Annotated in this window: 19 protein-coding genes; 11 read left to right on the top strand and 8 right to left on the bottom strand. The window is 70.4% G+C overall.

The window, feature by feature from the left end; genetic code table 11:
• Positions 1–119: 119 nt before the first annotated feature.
• Positions 120–998 (bottom strand): helix-turn-helix transcriptional regulator, encoded by an 879-nt coding sequence (locus ACFVH5_RS36065; RefSeq protein ID WP_385837905.1) that lies wholly within the window; start codon positions 996–998, stop codon positions 120–122.
• Positions 999–1,099: 101 nt separating this feature from the next.
• Between ACFVH5_RS36065 and ACFVH5_RS36060 the strand changes: the two genes are divergently transcribed.
• Both ACFVH5_RS36060 and ACFVH5_RS36055 read left to right on the top strand, forming a co-directional pair.
• A complete protein-coding gene (locus ACFVH5_RS36060; protein WP_385837904.1) occupies positions 1,100–1,909 on the top strand; it encodes an SDR family oxidoreductase in 810 nt (269 codons plus the stop codon).
• A gap of 392 nt (positions 1,910–2,301) precedes the next feature.
• Positions 2,302–4,545 carry an MMPL family transporter gene (locus ACFVH5_RS36055; protein WP_385837902.1) on the top strand — a complete coding sequence of 748 codons (2,244 nt, stop codon included), beginning with the start codon at positions 2,302–2,304 and terminating at the stop codon, positions 4,543–4,545.
• Between the two features lie 188 nt (positions 4,546–4,733).
• Here the strand turns inward: ACFVH5_RS36055 and ACFVH5_RS36050 are convergent, their stop codons facing one another.
• From ACFVH5_RS36050 to ACFVH5_RS36030, 5 genes are all read right to left on the bottom strand, one after another.
• Positions 4,734–5,585, bottom strand: coding sequence for an ABC transporter permease (locus ACFVH5_RS36050; protein ID WP_385837901.1), 852 nt, complete (start codon positions 5,583–5,585; stop codon positions 4,734–4,736).
• A gap of 11 nt (positions 5,586–5,596) precedes the next feature.
• Entirely contained in the window at positions 5,597–6,514 is a 918-nt protein-coding gene (locus ACFVH5_RS36045) for an ABC transporter ATP-binding protein (protein WP_385837900.1), read from the bottom strand.
• Positions 6,511–6,864 (bottom strand): transcriptional regulator, encoded by a 354-nt coding sequence (locus tag ACFVH5_RS36040; RefSeq protein ID WP_385837899.1) that lies wholly within the window; start codon positions 6,862–6,864, stop codon positions 6,511–6,513. Before ACFVH5_RS36040 ends, ACFVH5_RS36045 begins: the two co-directional genes overlap by 4 nt.
• Positions 6,861–7,382, bottom strand: a complete 522-nt coding sequence (locus ACFVH5_RS36035; RefSeq protein WP_385837906.1) for a hypothetical protein — start codon at positions 7,380–7,382, stop codon at positions 6,861–6,863. The genes ACFVH5_RS36040 and ACFVH5_RS36035 overlap by 4 nt, the downstream gene beginning before the upstream one ends.
• Positions 7,383–7,629: 247 nt before the next feature.
• On the bottom strand, positions 7,630–9,234 hold the full coding sequence (locus ACFVH5_RS36030) for a hypothetical protein (RefSeq protein ID WP_385837898.1): 1,605 nt from the start codon (positions 9,232–9,234) through the stop codon (positions 7,630–7,632).
• A 1,029-nt stretch (positions 9,235–10,263) separates the two neighbouring features.
• Here ACFVH5_RS36030 and ACFVH5_RS36025 point away from each other — a divergent pair.
• The 5 genes from ACFVH5_RS36025 to ACFVH5_RS36005 are packed head-to-tail and all read left to right on the top strand — an operon-like array spanning position 10,264 to position 15,863.
• Positions 10,264–11,658, top strand: coding sequence for a cytochrome P450 (locus tag ACFVH5_RS36025; protein ID WP_385837897.1), 1,395 nt, complete (start codon positions 10,264–10,266; stop codon positions 11,656–11,658).
• A complete protein-coding gene (locus tag ACFVH5_RS36020; protein ID WP_385837896.1) occupies positions 11,655–12,914 on the top strand; it encodes an NAD(P)/FAD-dependent oxidoreductase in 1,260 nt (419 codons plus the stop codon). Before ACFVH5_RS36025 ends, ACFVH5_RS36020 begins: the two co-directional genes overlap by 4 nt.
• A 14-nt stretch (positions 12,915–12,928) precedes the next feature.
• Positions 12,929–13,249, top strand: a complete 321-nt coding sequence (locus tag ACFVH5_RS36015) for a 2Fe-2S iron-sulfur cluster-binding protein (RefSeq protein ID WP_385837895.1) — start codon at positions 12,929–12,931, stop codon at positions 13,247–13,249.
• A 35-nt stretch (positions 13,250–13,284) separates the two neighbouring features.
• Positions 13,285–14,415: an NAD(P)-dependent alcohol dehydrogenase gene (locus ACFVH5_RS36010; protein WP_385837894.1), complete on the top strand. Its 1,131-nt coding sequence runs from the start codon at positions 13,285–13,287 to the stop codon at positions 14,413–14,415.
• Positions 14,406–15,863 carry an aldehyde dehydrogenase gene (locus ACFVH5_RS36005; RefSeq protein WP_385837893.1) on the top strand — a complete coding sequence of 486 codons (1,458 nt, stop codon included), beginning with the start codon at positions 14,406–14,408 and terminating at the stop codon, positions 15,861–15,863. The genes ACFVH5_RS36010 and ACFVH5_RS36005 overlap by 10 nt, the downstream gene beginning before the upstream one ends.
• 2 nt (positions 15,864–15,865) lie before the next feature.
• Here the strand turns inward: ACFVH5_RS36005 and ACFVH5_RS36000 are convergent, their stop codons facing one another.
• Positions 15,866–17,047, bottom strand: a complete 1,182-nt coding sequence (locus ACFVH5_RS36000; RefSeq protein ID WP_385837892.1) for a LuxR C-terminal-related transcriptional regulator — start codon at positions 17,045–17,047, stop codon at positions 15,866–15,868.
• A 138-nt stretch (positions 17,048–17,185) separates the two neighbouring features.
• Positions 17,186–18,370 carry a thiolase family protein gene (locus ACFVH5_RS35995; protein WP_385837891.1) on the bottom strand — a complete coding sequence of 395 codons (1,185 nt, stop codon included), beginning with the start codon at positions 18,368–18,370 and terminating at the stop codon, positions 17,186–17,188.
• A gap of 296 nt (positions 18,371–18,666) precedes the next feature.
• Between ACFVH5_RS35995 and icmF the strand changes: the two genes are divergently transcribed.
• From icmF to ACFVH5_RS35975, 4 genes are all read left to right on the top strand, one after another.
• The gene (gene icmF / locus ACFVH5_RS35990; RefSeq protein ID WP_385837890.1) at positions 18,667–21,894 is read left to right on the top strand and encodes a fused isobutyryl-CoA mutase/GTPase IcmF; all 3,228 of its coding nucleotides are present in this window, start codon (positions 18,667–18,669) and stop codon (positions 21,892–21,894) included.
• 316 nt (positions 21,895–22,210) lie between these two features.
• Entirely contained in the window at positions 22,211–23,005 is a 795-nt protein-coding gene (locus ACFVH5_RS35985) for an enoyl-CoA hydratase-related protein (protein ID WP_385837889.1), read from the top strand.
• A gap of 1 nt (position 23,006) precedes the next feature.
• Positions 23,007–24,140: an acyl-CoA dehydrogenase family protein gene (locus ACFVH5_RS35980; RefSeq protein WP_385837887.1), complete on the top strand. Its 1,134-nt coding sequence runs from the start codon at positions 23,007–23,009 to the stop codon at positions 24,138–24,140.
• 37 nt (positions 24,141–24,177) lie between these two features.
• Positions 24,178–25,083: an SDR family oxidoreductase gene (locus tag ACFVH5_RS35975; RefSeq protein WP_385837886.1), complete on the top strand. Its 906-nt coding sequence runs from the start codon at positions 24,178–24,180 to the stop codon at positions 25,081–25,083.
• Positions 25,084–25,135: the final 52 nt, after the last annotated feature.

The raw sequence follows: 25,135 nt of genomic DNA, 5'->3' as shown, positions 1-25,135 counted from the left end.
CGGGCGCAGAGCCTCGTACTGGACGTACTTGGCTCTGTGCCCGGTGCGGCGAGAGTGCGCACCTGACGCCGCCCGGCAGACGGGAATTGTCAGACAGGCCCTAGGACCGCGGGCGGAACTCAGGCAGGGTCCGTCGCACCCACCCGGGGAACGGCCACGAGGTCCGAGGCGGGCAGTTCGGCAGCCACCGTGGCGAGCAGGGCGAGGGCCTGCTGAGAGGTGCTGCCGGGCTCGGCCTGGTACACGACGAGCTGCTGGTCCGTCGCGCTGTCGACGGTGAACGAGTCGTAGGTCAGGGTCAGTTCGCCGACCTCGTGGTGGTTGAAGGACTTGGCCTCATGACCCTTGCCCCGTACGTCGTGCCGGGCCCACAGCGCGCGGAACTCCGGGCTCTTCAGGGACAGTTCACCGACCAGTTCGGTGAGCCGGGGGTCGTTCACCAGGTCGCCGCTGCCCGCGCGCAGGGCCGCGAGGCCGGACCTGGCGACCTGCTCCCAGTCGGGGTAGAAGTCCCGGGCGTCCGGGTCGAGGAAGGTGAACCGGACCAGGTTGGTCTCGTCCCGGTCCAGCATCGTGGCGAAGAGGGCGCGTCCGAGGCGGTTGCCCGCCAGCACGTCCAGTCGGCGGTCGAGGACCAGCGCGGGTGTGTGGTGCCAGCCGTCCATCAGGCGCAGCAGCCTCGGCCCGACGGGCACCCGGCCGCCTCGTCGTACGGAGCCACGCGCTGTCCGTGCCAGCCGGTGCAGGTGTGCCGTCTCCTCGGGATTCAGTCCGAGGGCGCGGGCCAGGGAATGCACCACCTGCGCGGAGGGGTGCTTCTCCCGTCCCTGTTCCAGCCGGGCGTAGTAGTCGGTGCTGACTCCGGACAACTGGGCGACCTCCTCCCGGCGCAGGCCCGGCGTCCTGCGCCGACCCGACCAGGGCTGTTCTGCCCGGGACGGGTCGGTCATCTCTCGCCGGGCGCGGAGGAACTCTCCCAAGGGGTTGCCAGTGTCCATGCCGCAACGATAGGCGCGCACGGAACCGGTTACCTGGGTGTGGCACACCCAGGATGAGACCGCCCTGGCCGGCCTGCGGCGCTCCGCACACGATCGCTCCCATGACAGACAACGATTCGAACCGCCTCTCCCTGTCCGTCGCCGACGCGCCCGTGGGTCCGCTGGCCGGCCGGATCGCGGTGATCACCGGGGCCGGTGCCGGGATCGGCGCCGCGACCGCACATCGTTTCGCCGCGGCCGGAGCGGCGGTCGCGCTGCTCGGCAGGCGGTCCGGACCACTCGACGACCTCGCCGCGACCCTGCGGAAGGAACACTCCGCCGACGTCATGGCGCTCTCGGTGGATGTCACCGACAGTGCCGCGCTGGACGCCGCCGCTGCGCGGATCCGCACCGGCCTGGGCAGGCCCGACCTGGTCGTCGCCAACGCGGGGGTGATGCTCGGTGCGCCGTTCGACGTGGCGGACACGGGCGAATGGGACCGGATGATCGACGTGAATCTGCGGGGCCTGCTGGGGACCGGCCGGGCCTTCGTCACGGACCTGCTCGACGCGGCCGGGGCCGGTCGGCCCGCGGACCTGGTGCACCTCGGCTCGATCGCGGCGGAAGTGATCTTCGTCGACTACCCGGTCTACGGCGCGACCAAGGCGGCGGTCGCCCAGCTGACCCGCAACCTGCGCGTCTCCCTGGGGCCCCGCGGTGTACGGGTGCGGTCCGTCGACCCCGCCTTCGCCGTCACCGGACTCGGCGCCGACATGGCACACGAGGCCACCCGCGCCGGGCTGGACGAGATGCGGTCGGCCCTCACCACCATCACCGCCGAGGACGTGGCCGACGCCATCACGTACTCGGCGGCGGTACCGGCCCGGGTCAACATCGCCGAACTGACGGTGGTGCCGACCGAGTTGGACTGAGAGGGGCGGTCGGCCGCCGTGCGCGTGACCGGCCGTACCGGGGTGGCGCGTAGTTGCCGCCACCCCGGCACGAGGCCGGGCAGGCCGTCTTCGAGGCGACGACCGTCACCGACCGCGGGGACCCCGCGTCCCGCTATCATCAGGGCGACCAACTCGACGTGCTGGTGCGGGAGTTACCCCTGAAAGATACCCCTGACAAGAAAATCTGACACTGTCAGGTAAATCTCCTCCTGCCAAAGAAGCGTTTGTCTCACTAGCGTCGTTCTCGGCGACGAAGAGCGCGGCCCGCGCCCCCTTTTCGACGGGGCGAAGGGGCTCTGCGACGCATTGTGCCGACCTCGGTCCGGCCGGCGCTCTCGCCTTTCACCGAGGAACATCGAAGGAGACATCCCGTGTTCGAACGCATGGCCGAATTGGCGATCCGCCGATCTCGGCTGGTCCTGGTCGTCGCCGCCCTGGCCGTGGCCCTCTTGGGCGTGGTGGGCGCAGGCGCCTTCGAGAAGCTGAAGGGCGGCGGCTTCGACGACCCCGCCTCACAGTCCACCCGAGCGGCGAACGTCATCGACGAGAAGTTCGGCGGCGAGGTCAACCTCGTCCTGCTGGTCCGCTCCCCCGACGGCCGGATCGACACCCCCGCCTCCCATGAGAGCGGCCGGGCCCTGGCGGCCGACCTCAAGAAGGACGAGCGACTCAGCAACGTCGTCTCGTACTGGGAGACGAACAGCCCCGATCTGCGTTCCGAGGACGGCCGCGAGGCCATGGTGCTCGCCCATGTGCGGGGCGACCCGACGGAGCAGCGGGAGAACGCCAAGGAGGTCATCGACACCTTCAGCGGCACGTACAAGGACACGCTCACCGTCCAGGCGGGCGGAGGCGCCGCCGTCGGCGCCGACCTGTCGAAGCAGGTGGTCGACGACCTGATCCTCGCCGAGGCGATCGCCATACCCCTGACCCTCGTGCTGCTCCTGTTCGTCTTCGGCAGCGTGGTCGCGGCCCTGCTGCCGCTGGTCATCGCGATCATCGCCATCATGGGTTCGTTCGCCCAGCTCTTCCTGCTCGGCAGTGTCACGGATGTCGCCGACACCGCGACAAACCTCACCACCGCCCTGGGTCTCGGACTCGGCATCGACTACGCCCTTCTGATGGTCAGCCGCTTCCGGGAGCAGCTCGCGGCAGGTGCGAGCGTGGACGACGCCGTCCGGCGCACGGTGCACACGGCGGGCCGTACGGTCGCCTTCTCCGCCGCGACGGTCGCGGCGGCTCTGGCGGCACTGCTCGTGTTCCCGCAGTACTTCCTGCGCTCGTTCGGCTTCGCCGGGGTCGGTGTCGTCGCCATCGCCGCCCTCAGCACCCTGTTCGTGATGCCCGCCCTGCTGAAGGTGCTGGGGCACCGGGTCAACAGCGGACGCCTGCCGTGGGCCAAATCGCAGCGGTCCGACGCCCGCACTCCTCTGTGGGGACGACTGGCCCGTACGGTCATGCGGCGGCCCGCCCTCACCGCGCTGCCCGTCCTCGCCGTACTGCTGTTCGCGGCGAGCCCGCTGCTGAACATCACCTTCGGTACGCCGGACGAGCGCGTGCTGCCCAAGGACGCCGGGAGCCGCCAGGTCTCGCAGGTGCTGCGGGAGGACTTCGGGGGCAGCGAGGACTCGGCCCTCAACATCGCGATCGACCAGCCCGTGGACAAGGAACCGCTGGCGTCGTACGCGGGTCGGCTGGCCGCGCTCAAGGGCGTGCTGCGGGTCGAGACCAGTGGGGGAACCTACAGCGAGGGCCGGTCCGCGGAGAGCGGCCCCGCCGACTCCGCGCTCGGCCGGCCCGACGCTCAGCGGATCAGCGTGGTGAGCGGCCTGACACCGAAGTCGGACGACGCCCAGGACCTGGTCGAGCAGGTGCGCTCGCTCGCCCCGCCCGCCGGGACGCACCCCCTGGTCGGAGGGCCGGACGCCGTACTCGTCGACGCCAAGCAGTCCGTGGCCGACCGGCTTCCCCTCGCGGTGGCCCTGGTCGTCCTCACCACGTTCCTGCTGCTCTTCCTGTTCACCGGCAGCGTCGTGCACCCGTTGCGCGCGCTGATCCTCAACGCGATCAGCCTGGCGGCCACGCTCGGCGTGATGACCTGGATCTTCCAGGACGGCAACTTCTCCTCGCCGCTCGGCTTCACCGCGCAGCCGATGGAGGTGTCGATGACCGTGCTGATGTTCTGCATCGCCTTCGGCCTCTCGATGGACTACGAGGTCTTCGTCACCAGCCGTATCAAGGAACTCCACGACCAGGGCGAGGACAACGAGTCCGCCGTGGTCAACGGTCTCGGCCACACCGGGCGCATCGTCAGCGCGGCGGCCTGTCTGCTCGCGGTGAGCTTCTTCGCCTTCGGCACGGCCAAGCTCAGCTTCATGCAGATGTTCGGCCTCGGCAGCGGACTCGCGGTCCTCCTCGACGCCATCGCCGTGCGCGGTGTCCTCGTACCCGCGGCGATGCGCCTGCTCGGCGACTCGGCCTGGTACGCACCCGGTTTCCTGCGCGCCTTCCACGGAAAGTACGGCCTCAGCGAAGGCGGTCCCACGCCGACGCCCGCGCCCGCCGGGCCCTCGGGGGCGGCTTCGACGGACACGAAGAGCTCCGCCGGGGTCTGACTCACCTGATCCTCGACTGCTCCTCGGCCTCGGGCGTCTGACGGCGCCCGGGGCCTGGTCGCGAACGGCGGCGACCGTGCTCTGTTGCGGCGCCGCGAAGGTGGTGCGGCGCGTCCTTCCGTCGAAGGAGCTCCTGGCCGGTGCCCGCAGGGACAGCGGCGCCGAGGTGGTCCGGCCGGGCGGGCCGCCTACGCGGGCAGTGCGCCGTTCTGTGCCGCCTTGCGGTGGCGTGCGGACAGCCGGGAGCCGGACTCGCGCCGGGCGGCGCGGCGCAGCAAGGGCACCGCGAGGAGGAATCCGAGGACCGACCAGGCGGTCAACACCAGGGCGACCATGGGCAGTTCCCAGGAGCCGGCCACCTCGGCGGTCCGTGCGGTGTCGGGGAGCAGTGCCGAACGCAGGCCCTGTGCCATCCACTTGAGCGGGAAGACCGCGGCCACCTGCTGGACCGGCACGGGCAGCGCGGTGATCGGGAACACCGTTCCGGAGGTGAACAGGAGCCCCATCGTCGGCAGCATGATCAACGCCAGTGCCTCGCGCGGGTTGGGCAGCACGGCGCCGATGGCCGCGCCCAGCGGTACGACGGCGAGCAGTCCGAGGGTGGTGACCCACAGCAGCGTCAGCCAGCCGCCGGGCCCGTGCGGCAGTGGCCCGTCCGCCAGCAGCGCCGCGACCGCCAGGAGCAGGGCCAGGGTGCCGACCGCCACGACGACGACCAGCAAGGTCTTCGCGACGAGGTAGGCCGGTATCCCGCCGGGGGTGGCGCGCAGCCTCAGCAGGGTGCCCTCCTCCCGTTCGGTCACGAGTATCTGCGGGAGGTTGACCAGTCCGATCTGGAACAGCAGATAGGCGGCGAAGCCCGCGAGGAGGAGATGTGCCATCGGGACATGGGTGCCGGGCACGTCTCCGGTGACGTAGGCGGCGATCGCCACCGCGGCGACGACGTTGGCCAGATGGCCGGACAGCTCCTTGGGATTGCGCAGGAGGTGCCGCAGTTCGATACGGCCGCGCTGAAGCCCCGCACGCCAGGCGTTCGTCATGGGTGTCCCTTTCACGCGGCCTGTGCCGTGACGTCGGTGCCGTCGGGTTCCCGGCGCAGCATGTGCAGGTAGGTGTCCTCCAGCGTGGGGCGCCGGACCTCCAGGTCGGCGATCGGGCCGTCCGCGTGCCGGTGGAGTTCCCAGACCAACTGCGAGGGGTCCGCGGTGCGTTCACGGCGAGCCGTCCCGTCGCCGGCCGTCCAGCGGACCTCGGCGCGGGCGGCGGCCTGCCGGGCCAGTTCCGCGGGCGTGCCGCTGGCCCGGATCCGGCCGCCGACCAGCACGGCGATCCGGTCGGCGAGCCGCTCGGCCTCCACCAGGTCGTGCGTGGTGAGCAGCACGGTGACGCCTTCTTCCCGGGCGAGCCGTTCGACCAGTACGTGGAACTCGTGCCGTGCCTCGGGGTCGAAGCCCGTGGTCGGCTCGTCCAGGAAGAGGAGTTCGGGGCGGCCGACGATGCCGAGCGCGACGTCCAGCCGCCGGCGCTGGCCGCCGGACAGCCGCTCCACCTGGCGGCCCGCCTGCTCGGTGAGGCCGACCAGGGCGAGCAGTTCGGCCGGGTCGCGTGGGTCGGGATAGTAGGTGGCGAAGTGCGTGAGCAGTTCGGCGACCCGCCAGCGGCGGTGGTCGCGCCAGGACTGCAGGACCAGTCCGATCCGGCCGCGCCACGCGTCGTCGCCGTGCTCCGGGTCGACGCCGAGGACGCTCACCTCACCGGCGGAACGCCGCCGGAAGCCCTCCAGGATCTCGACGGTCGTGGTCTTCCCGGCGCCGTTGGGTCCGAGGAGCGCGAAGATCTCACCGCGGTGGATGTCCAGCTCGACGCCGTGCAGGACCTCGACGTCGCCGTACGCCATCGTCACGTCCCGCGCGCGGACGACGGGCTGGGCGGCACCGACGGGCCCGGCGGGTGTGTGCTTCGGTGTCATCGTCCAGCCCCCGAGTCGTGCCGCTGCCGTGGCGGTGTTCCGCTCGCCGCCGCGGGACCGGCGCCCTCGACGATCGCGCGGAGGGCCGCGACGTGTCCCTCGAAGGCGGCACGGCCGCGATCCGTCAACCGCACTCTGGTACGCCGCTTTCGGCCGCCCCCCTCCTTCTGGAGCTCCAGATATCCGGCCTCCTCCAGGGTGTGCAGCTGCTTGGAGAGCGCGGAGTCGCTGAGCGAGAGGCTGTCGCGGACGAACGCGAAGTCCGCCCATTCGGTGGCGGCGAGCAGCGCGACCACCGACAGCCGGGTGGCGGGATGGATCAGCTCGTCGAACCCGGCGGGAATGCTCATCGCTCCGCCCCCGCGCCGCCCGTGCCTGTACCCGTGCCCGTGCCGATGACCTGTGTGCCGCGGCCCCGCGCCGACCCGGCAGCCCAGCGGCCCGCCGGCCCCACGAACAGCACGAACACCGTCGCCGAGACCGTGGCCTGGATCAGACTGCCGGGCATCGGCTCCAGCGGGTCGACCAGCCGGCCGGACAGCAGGACCGTCCCGCCGGTCACCACCGCCCCCGCGACGAAGGTGGCGAACATCCGCGGGGTGCACCGGGTGTGGTGCAGCCGCACCCGGCTCCGGCGGTTGTGGAGCACCGCCACGCCGGCCAGCAGCACGGCGTACGCGGCCATGGCCAGCCCCACGCCCCACCCGGGCAGGTCAAGCCCGAGCCCGGCCAGGAAGAGCCACATGAGTGCGGCCGTACCCCAGAGGTCTCCCGAGCCGCCCGCGGCGGACCGCTCGACCTCGTCGTACACCCGCTCCTGCGGCACCCGGATGCGCTGCAGATCCCGCCACGCCTGTTCGGCATCGATGGCCATGCCCGTGCCCCCACTCACCCGTCACCACTCGACTTTCCCACCAGGAAAGCTATCTCCGACTTTCCCGACTGGCAAGTCGGCGAGCGGGGGCTATGTGCGTGCCGGACGATCGGCCGCGGCCACGGGCGGTGCCCTCCGGACAAACGGACGGCGTCTTCCGGACAAGAGGAACGCGGGACCGGAACGACGACCGCCGGGGTGTCGTTCCGGTCCCGCGTTGCTTTCCGCCTGCGGGTGCGGCTCAGGCCGAGGAGAGCTGGTTGGCTATCTCCTTCTCCCAGGCGGTCTGCTGTGCCGGGTCGTTGAGCGACGCCGCCCACTCCTCCGGCGACTGCTTGTGCTGGGTCGGGCCGGCTTTGAGGACCCCGAGCAGCGCACGCGCCGATTCCCGTACGCCGTCGGGAGCGTTCCTGCTCGCGGGGACGTCCGGGCCGGCCGCGAGCGCGTACAGCTTCTGCGCCATGAAGTGACGCTCGCCCTGCTGGACGGATTTCGTCACCTTGAAGAACTCCTTCAACGCGTCGCGGCGTCCGGCCGGTTCGGGCGCGGCCACCGAAGCGGCTGCCTCGGGCCGGTCCGTTCCGGTCTCGGCCTGCGCAGGTGTGGGCCTGGCCCACCGGTCGGGATGCCGCGCGGCGACATACCGGTTGCTGCCCGCCCTGGATCCCTTGTAGAGGGCGCCACTGATCAGGAGGGCCGCTGCCGCACCGGCCACGGCTGGCGCCGCCGGGCCGGCGATCGCCCCGGCCGCGGCGGCGATCGCGAGGCCGCCGCCCGCGGTACGCACCGTGTTTCCCCCGAGGCTGGCGACGCGCTTGCCCATCTTGGTGTGCTGCTTGTGCCGCGCGTACTGGATTATCTGGGCCAGTTCGGCGTGCAGTTGCTGGTTGAGCTCAAGGACGCCCGCTCCCAGTTCCGTGGCGGCCGTGCCCACTTCCGCCGCGACGATGTCCGACTGGTCGCCCCCTCGCTCCCGCGAGGCCGCCCTCGCCGTCTGCTGCTGCACCTCTCCCAACCGGTCGAGTACGTCCTGGAGTCGGCCCTCGTTCCCCGGCGCCTCGCCGGAAGGTCCCCCTGTCAGACCTTTGAGCGCGCGGTTCTTGTTGTAGGTCTTCCAGATGACGGTGGAATCACGGGCGGCGATCACCGTGGAGTAGAAGATGCTGAAAACGCCGGTCGCCTCGCCGAGAGCGGCCACCCCGCCCAGTTGGCCGGCGTTCCTCACGGCGGCGTTGGCCATGCCGGTGGCATCGCCGGCGACCATGCCGACGTTCTGCGCCACGCCGAGCGGCTTTCCGCGCATGTCCTTCCTGGGCTTGTGGGTCTCCGGCCCCACGCCCTTGCGGCTCTTGCGCGCGGCGTGCAGAGCACGCGCGTCGTTGACCACTCCCAGGACATCGGTCACCGCGTTGATCGCGGTGTCGACCTGGGTGACGATCGCGGTGGCCTGCACCTGAGCGGTGTCCCCCGTGGCCTGTCCGTCCATCCGGACGCCGCCCTCCGTGGGCGCGTTGATGCGGTTGGCCATCGTGTCGGGCTGGTCGAGGATCTTCTTGGCCTTGTCGGTCTTGGACGAGGTGCTGAGGATCTCCCTTATCTTCCCGGCAACCCTCTTGAGCCGTCCCCCGGCACCGGCCAAGCGCCGCAGCCCGCTTCGACGCTGCTTCGTCTCCGGCTGAGTCTGGTCCTGTGCGGCCACAGCCACCGCAGTCGCTGCTTCCTGCCGACGCTGTTCCTCAGCCGCGGCTTCTTCTTCCCGCAGGCGCCGCTCGGCCGCAGCCGTCTCTTCTTCCTGCCGGCGCTGCTCCTCCACGGCAAGCACTTCACGCTCAGGCTGCTCCCGCACCTCAGCGATGTCCTGGCGCTCAGGCTGTTCCTGTATCTCAGCTACTTCTTGAAGCTCAGGCTGTCCTCGCGACGCCACGACGAATGGACCCTCGGGGGGTCTCGGTAGAGCCACGACCGCTTGACGCTCAGGCTGTTCCCGCGCCGCGGCCTCTTGCCGACGTTGCCCTTCCGCCGCCGCATCCGACGCCACCGCACCCACCCGACGCCGCCGCTCCTCCAACACCCCAGGCCGACGACCACCCTCCGCCGCCGCATCCACCGCGACCTGTCGATGCGCCGCCGTCCGGCGTCTCTCCTCCGCAGCCTCCTGCTCCGCCCGCTCGCCCTGAGCGGACCGCGGCGGTTCGGCAACCGGGTTCAGGTCGGCGGGGGCGGAATTCGACCGGCCCCTGCCGGCCACCAAGGCGTCCATCTCAGATGAGCCAGCCTCCCGCTGCTTTCCCCCCGCCGAACCCGGGCGAGGACCACCCGACGCACGCTGGATCACTGCCGCGACGGCCCTGTTCCCGGCTTTGCCCTGCAAGGAGGCCAACGCGGGCTGCGGCTTCTGCGTACGGCGCTTGGCCGGATCCGCAGCGTCCGTGCGACGTGTCTGTGTTTCGCGCGGGCGGTCCAGCACGGACAGCTCCTTCTGACTGAGGCTCCAGGACGGCACAACAAAAGGGATATCAGCCATAAATGGCTCTATACCGAATGAGAACGCAACGTGAACAGAGGAACACCACAGCGTTTCGGGCAACCTACCCTTACCGAACGAGCCGCATGTTTCCAATGTGTTTATTGTTGGCGCGGCCTGAGGTCACGGCCACGCTGTGGGGCCGCTGGTCGGCAGACTCCCCCCGGCACGACTCCTGGCACGGCCGAGGCGCGATCAGGACACGGCCCGCCGGAGGGATGCCGGGGGAGATAACTCCCTCCGCAGGAGCGATGTTCAGCGGCGGGCCCGCCCCCAGCATGGGACCACTTCGCGCGACGAGCCGTCCGCAACAGCAACGAGGCTGAAGCGGAATCGCGCCATGGAGGACTCATGCATCCCAACGAAGTCTCCGCCACGGAATCCGCCGACCCCACCGGACCCACCGGCCCCATCGCCCCTGTCGGCCCCGACATGCCCGACGTCGGACCCACCGTGCCCGACGACATCGCCCGGCGGGTCGTCCTGCCGGAAGGGCACCGGGACGACGGACCGCTCTTCGAGGCCTACCGGTGGCTGCGGGAGAACAATCCGCTCGGCCGGGCCGAGATCGAGGGCTACGACCCCGTCTGGCTGGTCAGCAAGCACGCGGACATCATGGAGATCGAACGGCAGCCGGACGTCTTCACCAGTGGGGGCGGTGACGAGCCCGGCTCGCACAACCCGATCCTGCAGAACCAGGCGGGTGACGCGTTCACCCGGAGCCTGACCGGGGGCAGCCTGCGCATTCTGGAGACCCTCACCTACCTCGACCCGCCGGAGCACACAGCGATCAAGGACATCGCGGCCGACTGGTTCCGTCCCGCCAACCTGAAGAAGTGGGAGGACGACATCCGGGTCCTGGCCCGGGAAGCCATCGGCACCCGCCTGCGCACCGGCACCAACGACATCGACTTCGTCCAGGACTTCGCGCTCTTCTATCCGCTGCACGTCATCATGAGCCTGTTCGGCGTGCCCGAGGCGGACGAGCCCCGGATGATGGGGCTGACACAGGAGTTCTTCGGCACCGACGACCCCGACGCGCAGCGCGCGGACGTCGAGCCGCTCACCCCGGAGGCCGCCGCCCAGCAGTGGTCAGCCGCCATCTCGGACTTCTACGCGTACTTCGACACGCTCGTGGAGGACCGCCGGACGACACCTCGCGACGACCTGGCCACGATCATCGCGGGAGCCCGGCGCGAGGACGGGGAGTACCACGCCAAGACCTTCGCCTACGGGTGGTTCATCGCGATCGCCACGGCCGGCCACGACACCACCTCCAGCACCATGGCCGGCACCGTCGAGCAGCTGGCTCTCCACCCCGACCAGCTCGCCAAGGTCCAGGACAACCCGGAACTCATCCCCGGCCTGGTCAACGAGGGACTGCGGTGGGCCTCCCCCGTCAAGCAGTTCACGCGCCGCGCCACCCGGGACTGCACACTGCGTGGCCGGAACATCAGCAAGGGCGACCGCTTCATGCTGCTGTACCAGTCCGCGAACCGGGACACCGACGTCTTCGGGGAGCCGGAGGTCTTCCGGCCCGAGCGGCGCCCCAACAAGCACATCGCCTTCGGCTACGGACCCCACATGTGCATCGGCCAGCACCTGGCCAAACTCGAACTGCGCGTCATGCTGGAGGAGTTGCTTCCGCGGATCAGGAGCATCGAGATCACCGGCGAACGGAAGGTCGTCCGGACGAACTTCGTCGGGGGCCTGCGCAAGCTGCCGGTCCGGCTGGAACTGCGGTGACGGAGACCCCTCCCGGGACCGCCGAGCGGGTGGTGGTCGTCGGGGGCGGTCACGCGGGCACCACACTCGCCGGGCTGCTCCGGCAGGGTGGCTACCGCGGGGAACTCGTCCTCCTCGGGAGTGAGACGGACCTGCCGTACCAACGGCCCCCGCTCTCCAAGAAGTTCGACGGCGACGGGCCGGTGCAGTGGCTGCGGCCCGCGGAGTTCTACCGCGAGCAGGACATCACGGTACGGCTCGGGGAACAGGTCACCGTCGTCGACAGGGCGGCACGCCGGGTGCGTACGGCATCGGGGGGCACCTACGCCTACGACGTCCTGGTCCTGGCGACCGGGGCGGTGCCGCGGGGCCTGACGCTGCCCGGCGCGGACACGCGCGGAGTGATCACACTGCGCACCCTGTCCGACGCCCGGGTGCTGCGCGGCTACCTGGCGGACCGCGGCAGGCTCGTCATCGTCGGCGGCGGGTACATCGGTCTGGAGGTGGCCGCCGCCGCGCGGGCGAACGGGGTCGAGGTCACCGTCGTCGAGCGGGAGGGACGGGTGCTGGCGCGGGTCGCGAGCACCCGGTTCTCGCAGGCGCTGACACGGCACCACCGGGCGCGGGGGACGGACATCGTCACCGGGGCCAGGGTCGTCGGCCTGACGAGCCGGCACGGACATGTCGACGGCGTCGAACTGGCCGACCACGGCCGGCTGGAGTGCGATGCCGTACTGGTCGGGGTCGGAGCCGTCCCGCAGGACGGGCTGGCCCGGGCGGCCGGTCTGGAATGCGATGAGGGAATCGTCGTGGACGGGCGGGCCCGCACCGGCGATCCGTCGGTCCTGGCGATCGGCGACGCGACCCGCCGTCCCGTCGCGGGTGTGCCGGGCAGTCTGCGGCTGGAGAGCATCCCCAGCGCGACGGAACAGGCGAGACAGGCCTGCTCCGTCATCCTCGGCACAGCGACACCGGCCGCGGAGGTCCCCTGGTTCTGGTCCGACCAGTTCGGCCTCAAGCTGAAGATCGCCGGGGTGGTCCGGGAACCGGGGGACTCCGGGGCACAGGTCACGCGCGGCACCGCGGTCCGCGGAGACCCGTCGTCGGAACGTTTCGCGCTGTTCCACCACGAGGACCGGATCGTCACCGCCGTGGAATCGGCCAACGCCCCCGCCGACTTCGCGGCGGGCAGGAAGTTCATCGCCTCCCGCCGACGGGTCGACCCCGCACGACTGGCCGATCCCGGGACCCCTCTGTCCGAAGCCGTCATGAACTGAGTACGGAGCCCACCATGCCCAAGGTCGCATACGTCCTGCCGGACGGAGCCGTCCACGAGGTCGACGTCCCCAGCGGACAGAGCGTCATGGACGGATCGGTCCGCAACAACCTTCCCGGGATCATCGCGGAGTGCGGTGGCAGCTGTTCCTGCGCCACCTGCCATGTCTACGTCGACGAGGCGTCCCGGGCCCAGTTCGACGAACCGTCGGACGACGAGCGGGAACTCCTGGAGTTCGCCGACGGCGCCCGCCCCGCGTCACGGCTGGCATGCCAGCTGATCCTCTCCGCCAGCTGTGCCGCCGTACGCGTCACCGTCGCCGTGTCCGACGACTGATCCGCCGACCGAACGACCGAGGCAGAGGAGCAACCATGGAGACAACAGCAGCGGTGGCCAGGGAGATCGGCGGACCGTTCTCTCTGGAGAGCGTGACCCTCGCCGATCCCGCGGCGGACGAGATCGTCGTCGAGATCGCCGGTGTCGGCCTGTGCCACACCGATCTCGCCGCCAAGGACGGGCATCTGCCGTTTCCGCTGCCCGGCGTGCTCGGGCACGAAGGAAGCGGTGTGGTCGTCGCCGTGGGCGACGGCGTCACCAAAGTCGTTCCCGGGGACAAGGTCGTACTGAGCTTCAACAGCTGCGGGCGGTGCGCACAGTGCCGTGCCGGCGAACCCGCCTACTGCGTGCGGTTCATGGCGCTCAACTTCGCCGGAGCGCGAACGGACGGAAGCAACACCCTGCACCTCGGCGACATCGCGCTCGGATCGGAGTTCTTCGGGCAGTCGTCCTTCGCCAGGCACGCGATCGCGCACGAACGCAATGTCGTGAAGGTCGCCGACGACCTTCCGCTGAGTCTGCTGGGCCCGCTCGGCTGCGGCGTGCAGACCGGCGCCGGAGCGGTCATGAACTCGCTCGACTGCAAGCGCGGGTCCACACTGCTGGTGCTGGGCGGCGGTTCGGTGGGGCTCTCCGCGGTCATGGCGGCGGCCGTCCGCGAACTCGCCACCGTCATCGTCGTGGAACCCCACGCGCAACGCCGTGACCTGGCGCTCTCCCTGGGCGCCACGCACGCCGTCGATCCGGCCGTCGGCCCCCTGGCCGAGCAGGTCCGCGCGATCCTCCCCGACGGCGTGGACCACGCCATCGACACCACCGGCATCGTCCCGGTGCTGGAGCAGGCCATGCTGTCGCTGGCGAACCGGGGCAGGCTCGGCATCATCGGCGTTCCTGCCGATCCGTCGGCCGCACTCCCCCTCAACCTCATCCAGGCACAGGTCATCGGGGTGACGGTGCTGGGAATCGTGGAGGGCGGCAGCGACCCCGACGTCTTCGTCCCGTACCTGCTGGACCTGTACCGGGCCGGCCGGTTCCCCTTCGACAAGCTGATCACCACAAGGCCGTTCTCGGAGATCGACGAAGCCGTGGAAGCACAACATCGCGGCGAGGCCGTGAAGATCGTACTCGTGCACGAAAGAAAAGCGGGGAACCCGACATGGAACTGATCACCTATGACCGGCTCTTCATCGACGGCGGCTGGAGAAGCCCGGCTTCCGCCCGGACCATCGAGGTGCACTCGGCCGCCACCGAGGAGCACATCGGCACGGTTCCGGAGGCGACCGAGGCCGACGCCGACGCCGCGGTCGACGCCGCTCGCCGCGCGTTCGACGATCCGGCGGGCTGGGCTGCCTGGGAACCGGCCCGGCGTGCCGAGGCCATCGAGCGGTTCGCCGTCGCGCTGGAGGAGCGGGGTGCGGAGACGGCACGCCGGGTCTCCCTGCAGAACGGCATGCCGATCTCGCTGGCCCACCAGTTCGAGCAGGGATTCCCCCCGCTCGTCCTGCGCTACTTCTCCGGGCTGATGACGGACAACGCCCAGGAGGAGACCCGCCCCGGCATGCTCGGTGGCCGCTCCCGTGTCATCAGGGAACCCGTCGGTGTCGTCGTCGCCATCGTGCCGTGGAACGTGCCCCAGGCCATCACCTTCCTCAAACTCGCGCCGGCACTGGCCAGTGGCTGCACCGTGGTGCTCAAGCCCGCCCCGGAGACGGTGCTCGACGCCCTGCTGATGTGCGAGGCCGCCGCGGCGGCCGGGCTCCCGAAGGGCGTGCTCAACGTCGTTCCGGGCGGCCGCGAACTGGGCGCGCACCTCGTGTCGCACCCGCGGGTCGACAAGGTGTCCTTCACCGGTTCCACCGCCGCCGGGCGGTCCATCGCCGAGACCTGCGGCCGGCTGCTGCGGCCGGTGACCCTGGAACTGGGCGGCAAGTCGGCGGCGATCGTGCTCGACGACGCCGACCTGCGGACGAACATCGAGAGTTTCTACGCGGCGACCCTGCTGAACAACGGACAGATCTGCTGGCTGGGGACCCGTGTGCTCGCGCCCCGGTCGCGGTACGCCGAAGTGGTGGACACCGTCACCGGCCTGGCCCGGTCCCTCGACGTGGGCGACCCACTGGCGCCCGGTACGCAGATGGGGCCGCTCGTCTCCGCACGGCAACGCGACCGTGTGGAGTCCTACATAGCCAAGGGACTCGACGACGGCGCCCGGCTCACCACGGGTGGCGGCCGGCCCAAGAACCTGGACCGCGGGTGGTACGTCGAGCCCACGGTCTTCGCCGACGTCGACAACGCGCACACCATCGCCCAGGAGGAGATCTTCGGACCGGTGCTCTCGGTGATCCCCTACTCCTCCGAGGAGGAGGCGGTCGCCCTCGCCAACGCCAGCGACTACGGACTCGGCGGCTCGGTGTGGACGGCCGACCCGGACCGCGGCGAGGCGCTGGCCCGCAGGATCGGCTCGGGCACCATCGGCATCAACGCCTACGCCAACGACCCCACCGCGCCGTTCGGTGGTGTCAAGAACAGCGGTCTGGGGCGGGAGTTGGGCCCTGAGGGGCTGCAGGGCTATCAGACACTCAAAACGATCTATCTGGACCCGTCCACCGCGTAGCGTCAGCCGGCGGACCGCGCGACGATCTCCCGGGCGAGCGAGACGGCCTCGGCGCGGTTCGCCGCGCCGAGTTTGCGCAGCAGATGCTTGACATGGGTCTTCACCGTCTCGACGGAGACGTACAGACCGGCGGCGATCCGCGCGTTCGACTCGCCGTCGAGCAGGTGCTGCAACACCTCAAGTTCCCGCCGCGTCAGCTCCGACAGCGGCCACTCCAGGGAGTGCAACGGCCTCGCGCGCGCCACCGGTTCCGACACGGCGAGTGAGGTCTGTGCCTCCGCCCGGGGTGTCCCCGCGTCCGGGCCGAAGGCGTCCTCGGGACCGTCGGGATCACCGGTCGGCTCGCCCAGCGCCCGTACCTGTTCCTGCAGACTGCTGCGGACCGCGCCGAGCCGCTCACGGTAGAAGACACGCTCGAACGCCAGGCCCAGGCCTTCCGCGAAGAGGCCGAGCAGGTCGCGGTCGAAGGAATCGACCGTGCCGGTGTCGGCGTGCCGGTCCGCGTGGATGAGTCCGACGACCTCTTCGCGGGCTATCAGCGGAGCCGCGATGTAGTCCGTGGTGTGCGCGAGGTCGATCAGTCCCCGATGCACACGGGGGTTGTTCTGCGCGTCCCGTACGAGGATCGGGTCGCGCCGGCGCACCAGTTCCGTCTCGGGCAGCTCCCGTCCCAGCCGGCCGGGAGCCGCACTGCCGATCCGCACGAGCTCCGCGGCCAGCCAGGGGTCCTCGTGCGCGAACGCCGACCGGGCGGACCAGTCCGGTCCCCGCAGCCGGGAGAACAGGCAACGGCGGTAGCCGAGTCCGTTGATCTCCAGCGGGGCCCGCTCGACGAGTGCGGCCGTCGTCCCGACCGCGCGCAGCCGCCGCAGGGCCGCCTGAACGTCCCGGACCGCGGCCGCCCGCCGGACGAGTCCGGCCTCCCTGACCGAGTTCCGGACCAGTTGGACGTCGATCAGCGCGGCGGCGAACCGGGCCTGCGCGTCGTCGGTGCCCCGGAACCCGGCAAGGCCGACGGTCAGGAGGCGCTCGGCGGACCGCAGCGCGGCGTCGGCCGAGCGCAGGTCGAACGTCGCCCGTCCCGGAGCCAGGTCCGGGTCGCCCATGACCTCGGACACCCGGTCGAGCACCTGCCGGACAGCGCGTTGCAGGTCGGGAAGTCCGGCAGGAGCGCCGTCGTCCACGGACGCCCCCCTTCCCTTCGGCGACACTCTTCCCTTCGGTGACGCTCTCGCGCCCAAGTGTACCCTTTTGGTCGTACAGCACACCAGATGGAAAGGTCCAACCTTTCGCGGGCGCGTTGCCGAAAGAGCCCCGCGACGTCACCGCACCCGTCGGAACAGCGCGGCGAGCGCCTGCCCGCCGCCGATGCACATCGTGACGATGCCGAGTTCGAGGTCGTGGCGGACCAGGTGCTTGGCGACCCGCAGCGAGAGGATCGCCCCGGTGGCGCCGACCGGGTGCCCGAGCGCGATCGCGCCGCCGTACGGGTTGGTCCTCTCCGGGTCGAGTTCCGCGTCGCGGATCACCGCGACCGCCTGGGAGGCGAACGCCTCGTTCAGTTCGACCGTGTCGATGTCACGGGGTGTGGTGCCGGTCTGCGCGAACAGCTTCCGCAGCGCCAGGACCGGGGCGTAACCCATCAGTTCGGGCTCCATCGCCGCGGTCGCGACGGCTTCCAGGGACACCGAGCCCGTCAGCCCGTGCTCCCTGGCCACCGACTCCCGGGCCAGCACGACGGCGGCGCCGCCGTCGTTGATGCCGGAGGCGTTGCCGGCCGTCACGGTGCCGTCCCCGGCGAACGCCGGGCGCAACCCGGCCAGCGTCTCCAGCGTGGTGCCGGGCCTGGGGTGTTCGTCCTCGGTCACGGTGTACGGTTTCCGGCCGCCCACCTCGACCGGGACGATCTCCTCCGCGAACGCCGCCCGCGCCTCCCGGGTCGCGGCCCGCCGCTGGGACTCCGCCGCGAACTCGTCCTGCCGCCGGCGTGACACGCCGTACTTCGCGGCCACGTTCTCCGCCGTCACCCCCATGTGGATGCCGTGGAAGGGATCGGTCAGCATCATCACCGTGCCGTCGACCAGTGTGCGGTCACCGAGCCGGTAGCCGGCGCGTGCGCCGAAGTCGTAGAACGGCATCCGGGTCATCGACTCGTCGCCCCCGGCCAGGGCGAAGTCCGCCCCTCCCCAGCGCATCTGCATGGCCGCCGACCAGATGGCCTGCAGGCCGCTGCCGCAGAGCCTGTTCACCGTGTACGCCGGCACGCTCTTGGGCAGCCCTGCCGCGATCGCCACCCGGCGGGCGTTGTAGGCGTCCGGGCCGACCTGGCCGATGCAGCCCATCACGACCTCGTCGACCTTCTCCGCCGCGACGCCTGAGCGCCGCAGGGCCTCCTTCGCGGCCGTCGCGCCGAGCTCGAAGCCCGGTACGTCCTTGAACGCGCCTCCGAAGCTTCCGACCGGGGTCCGGGCCCCGTCGAGAACGATGATCTTTTCCGCGTCAGCCATGTGCACTTTCCCGTCCCACGCGCCGTCCGGCGCGCGCCTTCATGAGAAGTCCGCCGCAAGGAGTCCGCCGTGGGATACGACGCTCCCGCACGGATCCGTGAGATACTAGGACGTCCTACTATCTACCCGCCACCTGCCCGTCACCAGTCCGTTCCCGGGCGCACACCGAGCCCTGGACGCAAGCCGCTCCCGCCGACCCGCCCTGTTCTTCCAGTCACACCCACTCGCCAGAAAATAGTAGGACGTCCTACTATCTCGATATCAGTACTCTTCCGAAGTGTCTTGGGAAGGCCCCCATGCAACCTCTGCACCGACCCGTGCATCCCGTCCGTCTGGTCACCGCCTCGGCCCTGTTCGACGGACATGACGCGTCGATCAACATCATGCGGCGGATCTTCCAGTCCCAGGGCGCCGAAGTGATCCACCTGGGGCACAACCGGTCGGTGCAGGAGGTCGTGGACGCGGCGCTGGAGGAGGACGTGCACGGCGTGGCCGTCTCGTCCTACCAGGGCGGACACGTCGAGTACTTCGAGTACCTCGTCGAATCCCTGCGCCGGCAGGGAGCGGACCACATCCGGGTGGTCGGCGGCGGCGGTGGCGTGATCGTGCCCGAGGAGATCACCCGGCTGCGGGCCAGCGGAGTGACCATCTTCTCCCCCGAGGACGGCCAGCGCATGGGCCTCGCCGGAATGGTCAACTCCGTCGTCAAGGACTGCGACTTCGACCTCTGGGACAGCAAGCCGGCCGACGCCGCCGCGCTCCTCGCGGGCGACCGGTTCGCGATCGCCCGCGCCATCACGGGCGCCGAACTGGGCAAGCTGCCCGCGGAGCTGCTGGAGCGGGTGCGCTCCGCCGCGGCGGAGCGGGTCACACCGGTCCTCGGCATCACCGGTACCGGCGGCTCCGGAAAGTCCTCGCTGACCGACGAACTGGTGCGCCGCTTCCACCTCGATCAGCTCGGCAAACTGCGGATCGCGGTGATCGCGGTCGACCCGACCCGCCGCCGGGGCGGTGGAGCCCTGCTCGGGGACCGGATCCGCATGAACTCCCTCGACGGGGACCAGGTTCTCTTCCGCAGTCTCGCCACCCGTGGCAGCCACGAGCTGCCGGAGCACCTGTCCGACGTGATCGACGTCGTCAAGTCGGCCGGCTTCGACCTGGTGATCGTGGAGACGCCCGGTATCGGCCAGGGGGACGCGGCGATCGTGCCGTTCGTCGACGCCTCGCTGTACGTGATGACTCCGGAGTTCGGAGCCGCCTCGCAGCTGGAGAAGATCGACATGCTCGACTTCGCCGACGTGGTCGCCATCAACAAGTTCGAACGGCGGGGCGCCAAGGACGCGATGCGCGACGTGGGCCGCCAACTGGTCCGCAACCGCGAGGCGTTCGGAAAGAAGCCGGAGGACATGCCGGTGTTCGGCACCTCCGCGGCGACCTTCAACGACGACGGCGTCACCGCTCTGCACCAGCATCTCAAGACCGTGCTGGCCGAGCGGGGACTGCCGGTGTCCGAGGGCGCGCTGCCGCAGGTGGACGTACGCCATTCCTCGGGCATCCGTCAGGTGGTGCCCGCGGACCGGGTGCGCTACCTCGCCGAGATCACCGAGACGGTCCGCGCCTACCACGGCGAGACGGAGGCCCTCGCCGAGGCGGCGCGGCGCGTCCAGCGACTGGACGCCGTCAGGGGCGACCTCGCCGACGCCGGTTCCGACGCCGGGAACGTGGAGTCACTGCTCACCCAGGCACGCAAGCAGCTGCCGCCCGACGTCACGGACCAGATCGTCAACTGGCCCGCCGTCGTGGAGTCCTACTCCGGTGACGAGCAGGTCGTGAGGATCCGGGACAAGGAGATCCGGACCAAGCTGACCCGGGAGTCCCTGTCGGGCAACAAGGTTCCCCGGGTGGCGCTGCCCGGCTTCACCGACCACGGGGAACTGGTGAAGTTCTGGCGGCGGGAGAACCTGCCCGGTCTCTTCCCCTTCACCGCCGGAGTGTTCCCGTTCAAGCGGGACGGCGAGGATCCGGCCCGGATGTTCGCCGGCGAGGGCGACCCGTTCCGCACCAACCGGCGCTTCAAGCTGCTGTCCGAGGACCAGCCCGCCACCCGGCTGTCCACCGCGTTCGACTCGGTGACCCTCTACGGTCGTGACCCGGACGAGCGTCCCGACATCTACGGCAAGGTCGGGACCTCCGGTGTGTCGGTCGCGACGCTGGACGACATGAAGGCGCTCTACGACGGTTTCGACCTGGTCGCGCCGACGACCTCGGTGTCGATGACGATCAACGGCCCGGCCCCCACCGTGCTGGCGTTCTTCCTCAACACGGTCATCGACCAGCAGCTGGAGAAATTCAGCGCCGCCGAGGGCCGTGACCCCTCCCCGGAGGAGGCGGCCGAGTTGCGCGCGCACGCGCTGGCCACCGTGCGCGGCACGGTCCAGGCGGACATCCTGAAGGAGGACCAGGGACAGAACACCTGCCTGTTCTCGACCGAGTTCTCCCTGCGGATGATGGCCGACATCCAGGAGTGGTTCATCGCCCACCAGGTCCGCAACTTCTACTCCGTGTCCATCTCCGGCTACCACATCGCCGAAGCGGGCGCGAACCCGATCAGCCAGCTCGCGTTCACCCTCGCCAACGGGTTCACGTACGTCGAGGCCTATCTGGCCCGCGGGATGCGCATCGACGACTTCGCGCCGAACCTGTCGTTCTTCTTCTCCAACGGCATGGACCCGGAGTACTCGGTCCTCGGCCGGGTCGCCCGCCGGATCTGGGCCGTCGCCATGAAGGAGAAGTACGGTGCCAACGAGCGTTCACAGAAGCTGAAGTACCACGTCCAGACCTCCGGCCGCTCCCTGCACGCCCAGGAGATGGACTTCAACGACATCCGCACCACCCTGCAGGCACTGATCGCCATCTACGACAACGCCAACTCCCTGCACACCAACGCCTACGACGAGGCGGTCACCACCCCGTCCGCGGAGTCGGTGCGCCGGGCCCTCGCGATCCAGCTCATCATCAACCGTGAATGGGGGCTGGCGATGAACGAGAACCCGCTGCAGGGTTCGTTCATCATCGACCAGCTCACCGACCTGGTCGAGCGGGAGGTGCTCGCCGAGTTCGACCGGATCAACGAACGCGGCGGTGTGCTCGGCGCCATGGAGACCGGCTACCAGCGCGGCCGTATCCAGGACGAGTCGATGCTGTACGAGCAGCGCAAGCACGACGGCTCGCTGCCGATCATCGGCGTGAACACCTTCCGCAGGCCGGGCGACGACGCTCCGGGCGGGGAGGTCGAACTCGCCCGCGCCACGCAGACGGAGAAGGAGTCGCAGCTGCGGCGGGTGCGCGACTTCCAGACCGCGCACGGCGCGGCGGCCGCACAGGCGATCACCCGGCTCAAGGAAGCGGCGATCAACGGCGACAACGTCTTCGAGGTCCTGATGGAGGCCGCCCGGGTCTGCTCGCTGCGGCAGATCACCGAGTCCTTCTTCGAGGTCGGCGGACAGTACCGGAGGAACGTGTGAGCACCGGGAACGGCCGCACCGGCCGACGGGCGCCGGTCTGCGGCGTCACGCGCGTCCGGAGCTGATCCGGCACACACACCAACACGCACACACCAGCACGGCACGGTGAACGGGCGCTCCCGCGAGGGGGCGCCCGTCGGCGTTCCACCGGCTCGGGGCGCTGGTGCCGGACGGCACCGGCGGCACGCGGAGCGGGCCGAGGTCTTGATAACGATCGTTCGCTTCCATACTATTCTTCAAATGGTCAGGCCGAATCGGCCGCCGTTGCAGCACGCCGACGACGCCGTCGGCTGCCCTGGAGAAAGGACCGAGGCCAATGGACGACTTCACTGACATCACGTACGAGGTCGAGGACGGTCTCGCCTGGATCACCATCAACCGGCCGGAGCGGTACAACGCCTTCCGGGCGCGCACCGTCGACGAACTGGTCATGGCCTTCAAGTGGTCCTGGGCCAGCGACGAGGTGGGCGTGGTGGCGCTCACCGGTGCCGGTGACAAGGCGTTCTGTGCCGGTGGTGACCAGAAGCAGCGCATGGAGACCGGGGACTACGGCCCCTCCCAGAGCGGTCTGTTCGAGGTCGACGCCCTGCACCGGGTGATCCGCGACACCCCCAAGCCGGTCGTCGCCGCGGTGAACGGCCTGGCGATCGGCGGCGGTCACGTCCTCCATGTGCTGTGCGACCTGACCATCGCCGCGGACACCGCCCAGTTCGGCCAGAACGGGCCCCGCGTGGGATCGTTCGACGCCGGTCTGGGCTCGGGTTACCTGGCCCGTGTGGTGGGTGAGAAGCGAGCCCGCGAGCTGTGGTTCATGCTCCGCCGGCTCAGCGCCGAGGAGGCCCTGGACTGGGGTCTGGTGAACAAGGTCGTGCCGGCCGGCGAGCTGCGTACCGCGGTGCGTGCGTGGGCCGACCAGATGCTGGAGTTCTCACCGACCGCGCTCAAGGTGCTCAAGCAGTCGATGAACACCGACACCGAGCACTTCGTCAGCATCGGCTCGATGGCCTACAGCACCCTCAAGCTCTTCGGTGAGACCCCCGAGGCGCAGGAGGGCATCAACGCGTTCAACGAGAAGCGCAAGCCCGACTTCAGCAAGTACCGGGGCGCCTGAGATGGAGCTGAGCGAGGAGCAGAAGCGGTTCGGCTCGGCCATCCACGCGTTCTCCCGCGAGCAGTACGGCTCCGTGGCCCAGCGGGACGCCGTGACCCAGGGCGGAACGCTGTCGAACAGCCCGCAGATCCTCGCCGAGCTCGCGAAGCTGGGCTGGCTCGGGGTGTCCCTGCCGGCCGAGTACGGCGGCGGTGGCGCGGGCTTCGTCGACGAGTGCGTGTTCCTGGAGGAGTCCTCGCGGGGCCTGCTGCCCGTCACGGGCTACTCGACCGGCCTGACCGCCGCGCAGACCTATCTGCGGTGGGGGTCGGAGGAGCAGAAGAACATCATCGTCTCCAACCTGGTCGCCGGCAGGCTGGAGGCGATCGCGCTGAGCGAGCCGGGCGCGGGCTCGGACCTCGGCGGGGTACGGGTACGGGCCACCCGGGACGGCGACACGTACGTCATCGAGGGCCAGAAGACCTGGACCTCCGCCGCGCACGTCGCCGAACACCTCCTGGTGCTCGCCCGTGAGGACAGCGGTGGCACCAAGCACGAGGGCCTCACCCTGCTCATGGTGCCCACCGACACGCCGGGCCTCACGATCCGCGGCATCGACACGATGGAGGCGCACACCGTCAACGACGTCTTCTTCACCGACGTCCGGGTGCCCGCCTCCGCCGTGGTGGGCCGTCCGCTCCACGCCTGGAAGCAGCTCATGCGCGGGCTGAGCGTGGAACGGCTCATCATCGCCGCGATGAGTCTGGGTGCGGCCCGCCGCTCGCTCGACGACGTGATCGCGTACGTCGGACAGCGTGAGCAGTTCGGCCGCAGCATCGGCAGTTTCCAGGCGATCCGCCACCGCATCGCGGACCTCGCGACCGACGTCGAGTTCGCCCGGGCGTTCCTGTACGACGCGGCCGGCCGGGTCGACGCCGGGCAGGAGGACGCGCTCGCCCGGGAGAGCGCGATGGCGAAGATGCGCTGCACCGAGATCGCGAAGAACACCGCGCTGGAGGCCATGCAGATGATGGGCGGGTACGGCTACGCCCGGGAGTACGGCATGGAGGGCCAGGTCCGCAAGGCGCTGGCGCCGCCCATCTACGGCGGCACCAACGAGATCCAGCGCGAGATCATCGCCAAGAGCCTGCTGTGAGGCACGGGTCCGGGCGCACGAGGAAAGGACCACGGCCTTGAACGACGCTTCGCGTTCGCCCTTCACCAGCGATCTGCTGGAGGGGAAGCGAATCCTGATCACCGGCGGGGGCACCGGTCTCGGCCGCGGTGTGGCACGGCATCTGGTGGACCACGGCGCCGAGGTCCATCTGTGGGGCCGTCGCGAGGCGGTCCTGCGGGAGGCCGCCGAGGAGGCCTCGGTCTCCCGGCCCGGGAGCGTCCATGTGCACTCGGTGGACGTCCGGGACGCGGAGCAGGTCGACGCCGCGATGGAGTCCGTCTGGTCCGGCCACGGCCCGCTCACCGGGGTGGTGAACAACGCGGCGGCCAACTTCATCGCCCAGACGAAGGACCTCAGCCCGCGGGCGTTCGAGGCGGTCAGCGGCACGGTGATGAACGGCTCGTTCCACACCACGCTCGCGGCGGGCCGGCGGTGGATCGCCGACGGTCTGCCGGGCAGTGTGGTCTCCACGCTGACCACCTGGGTGTGGACGGGTTCCGCGTTCGTCGTTCCCTCCGCGATGGCGAAGGCCGGCGTGCACGCCATGACGATGTCCCTGGCCGTCGAGTGGGCCAAGTACGGCATCCGGCTGAATGCGCTGGCGCCCGGGCCGATCCCCACCGACTACGCCTGGGAGATGCTGAATCCGACGGAGAAGAGTTCGGTCGGGGCCACCCAGACCGATCTGATCCCGGCCGGCCGGGCGGGCAGCATAGGGGAACTCGCCCACCTCACCATGTTCCTGCTCTCCGGCGCCTGCGACTACCTGACCGGCCAGACCATCGCCATGGACGGCGGTCAGATGCTCGCCGGTCCCGGCACCTTCGCGGGTCTCACCTCGCTCTCGGACGCCGACTGGGCCGAGGTACGGGACCGCAGCCGGGCGGCGACCGCCGCGAGCAAGGAGCAGCGCTCGGTCTGACTCCGGAGCCGTGTACATGTGTGGGGCCCCGTACCGACAGGCGGTACGGGGC

This window comes from Streptomyces sp. NPDC127119, assembly GCF_042677425.1.
GTDB lineage: Bacteria > Actinomycetota > Actinomycetes > Streptomycetales > Streptomycetaceae > Streptomyces.
Note: the sequence above shows the minus strand (reverse complement) of the source record. Positions and strands in the feature narration are given on the sequence as shown.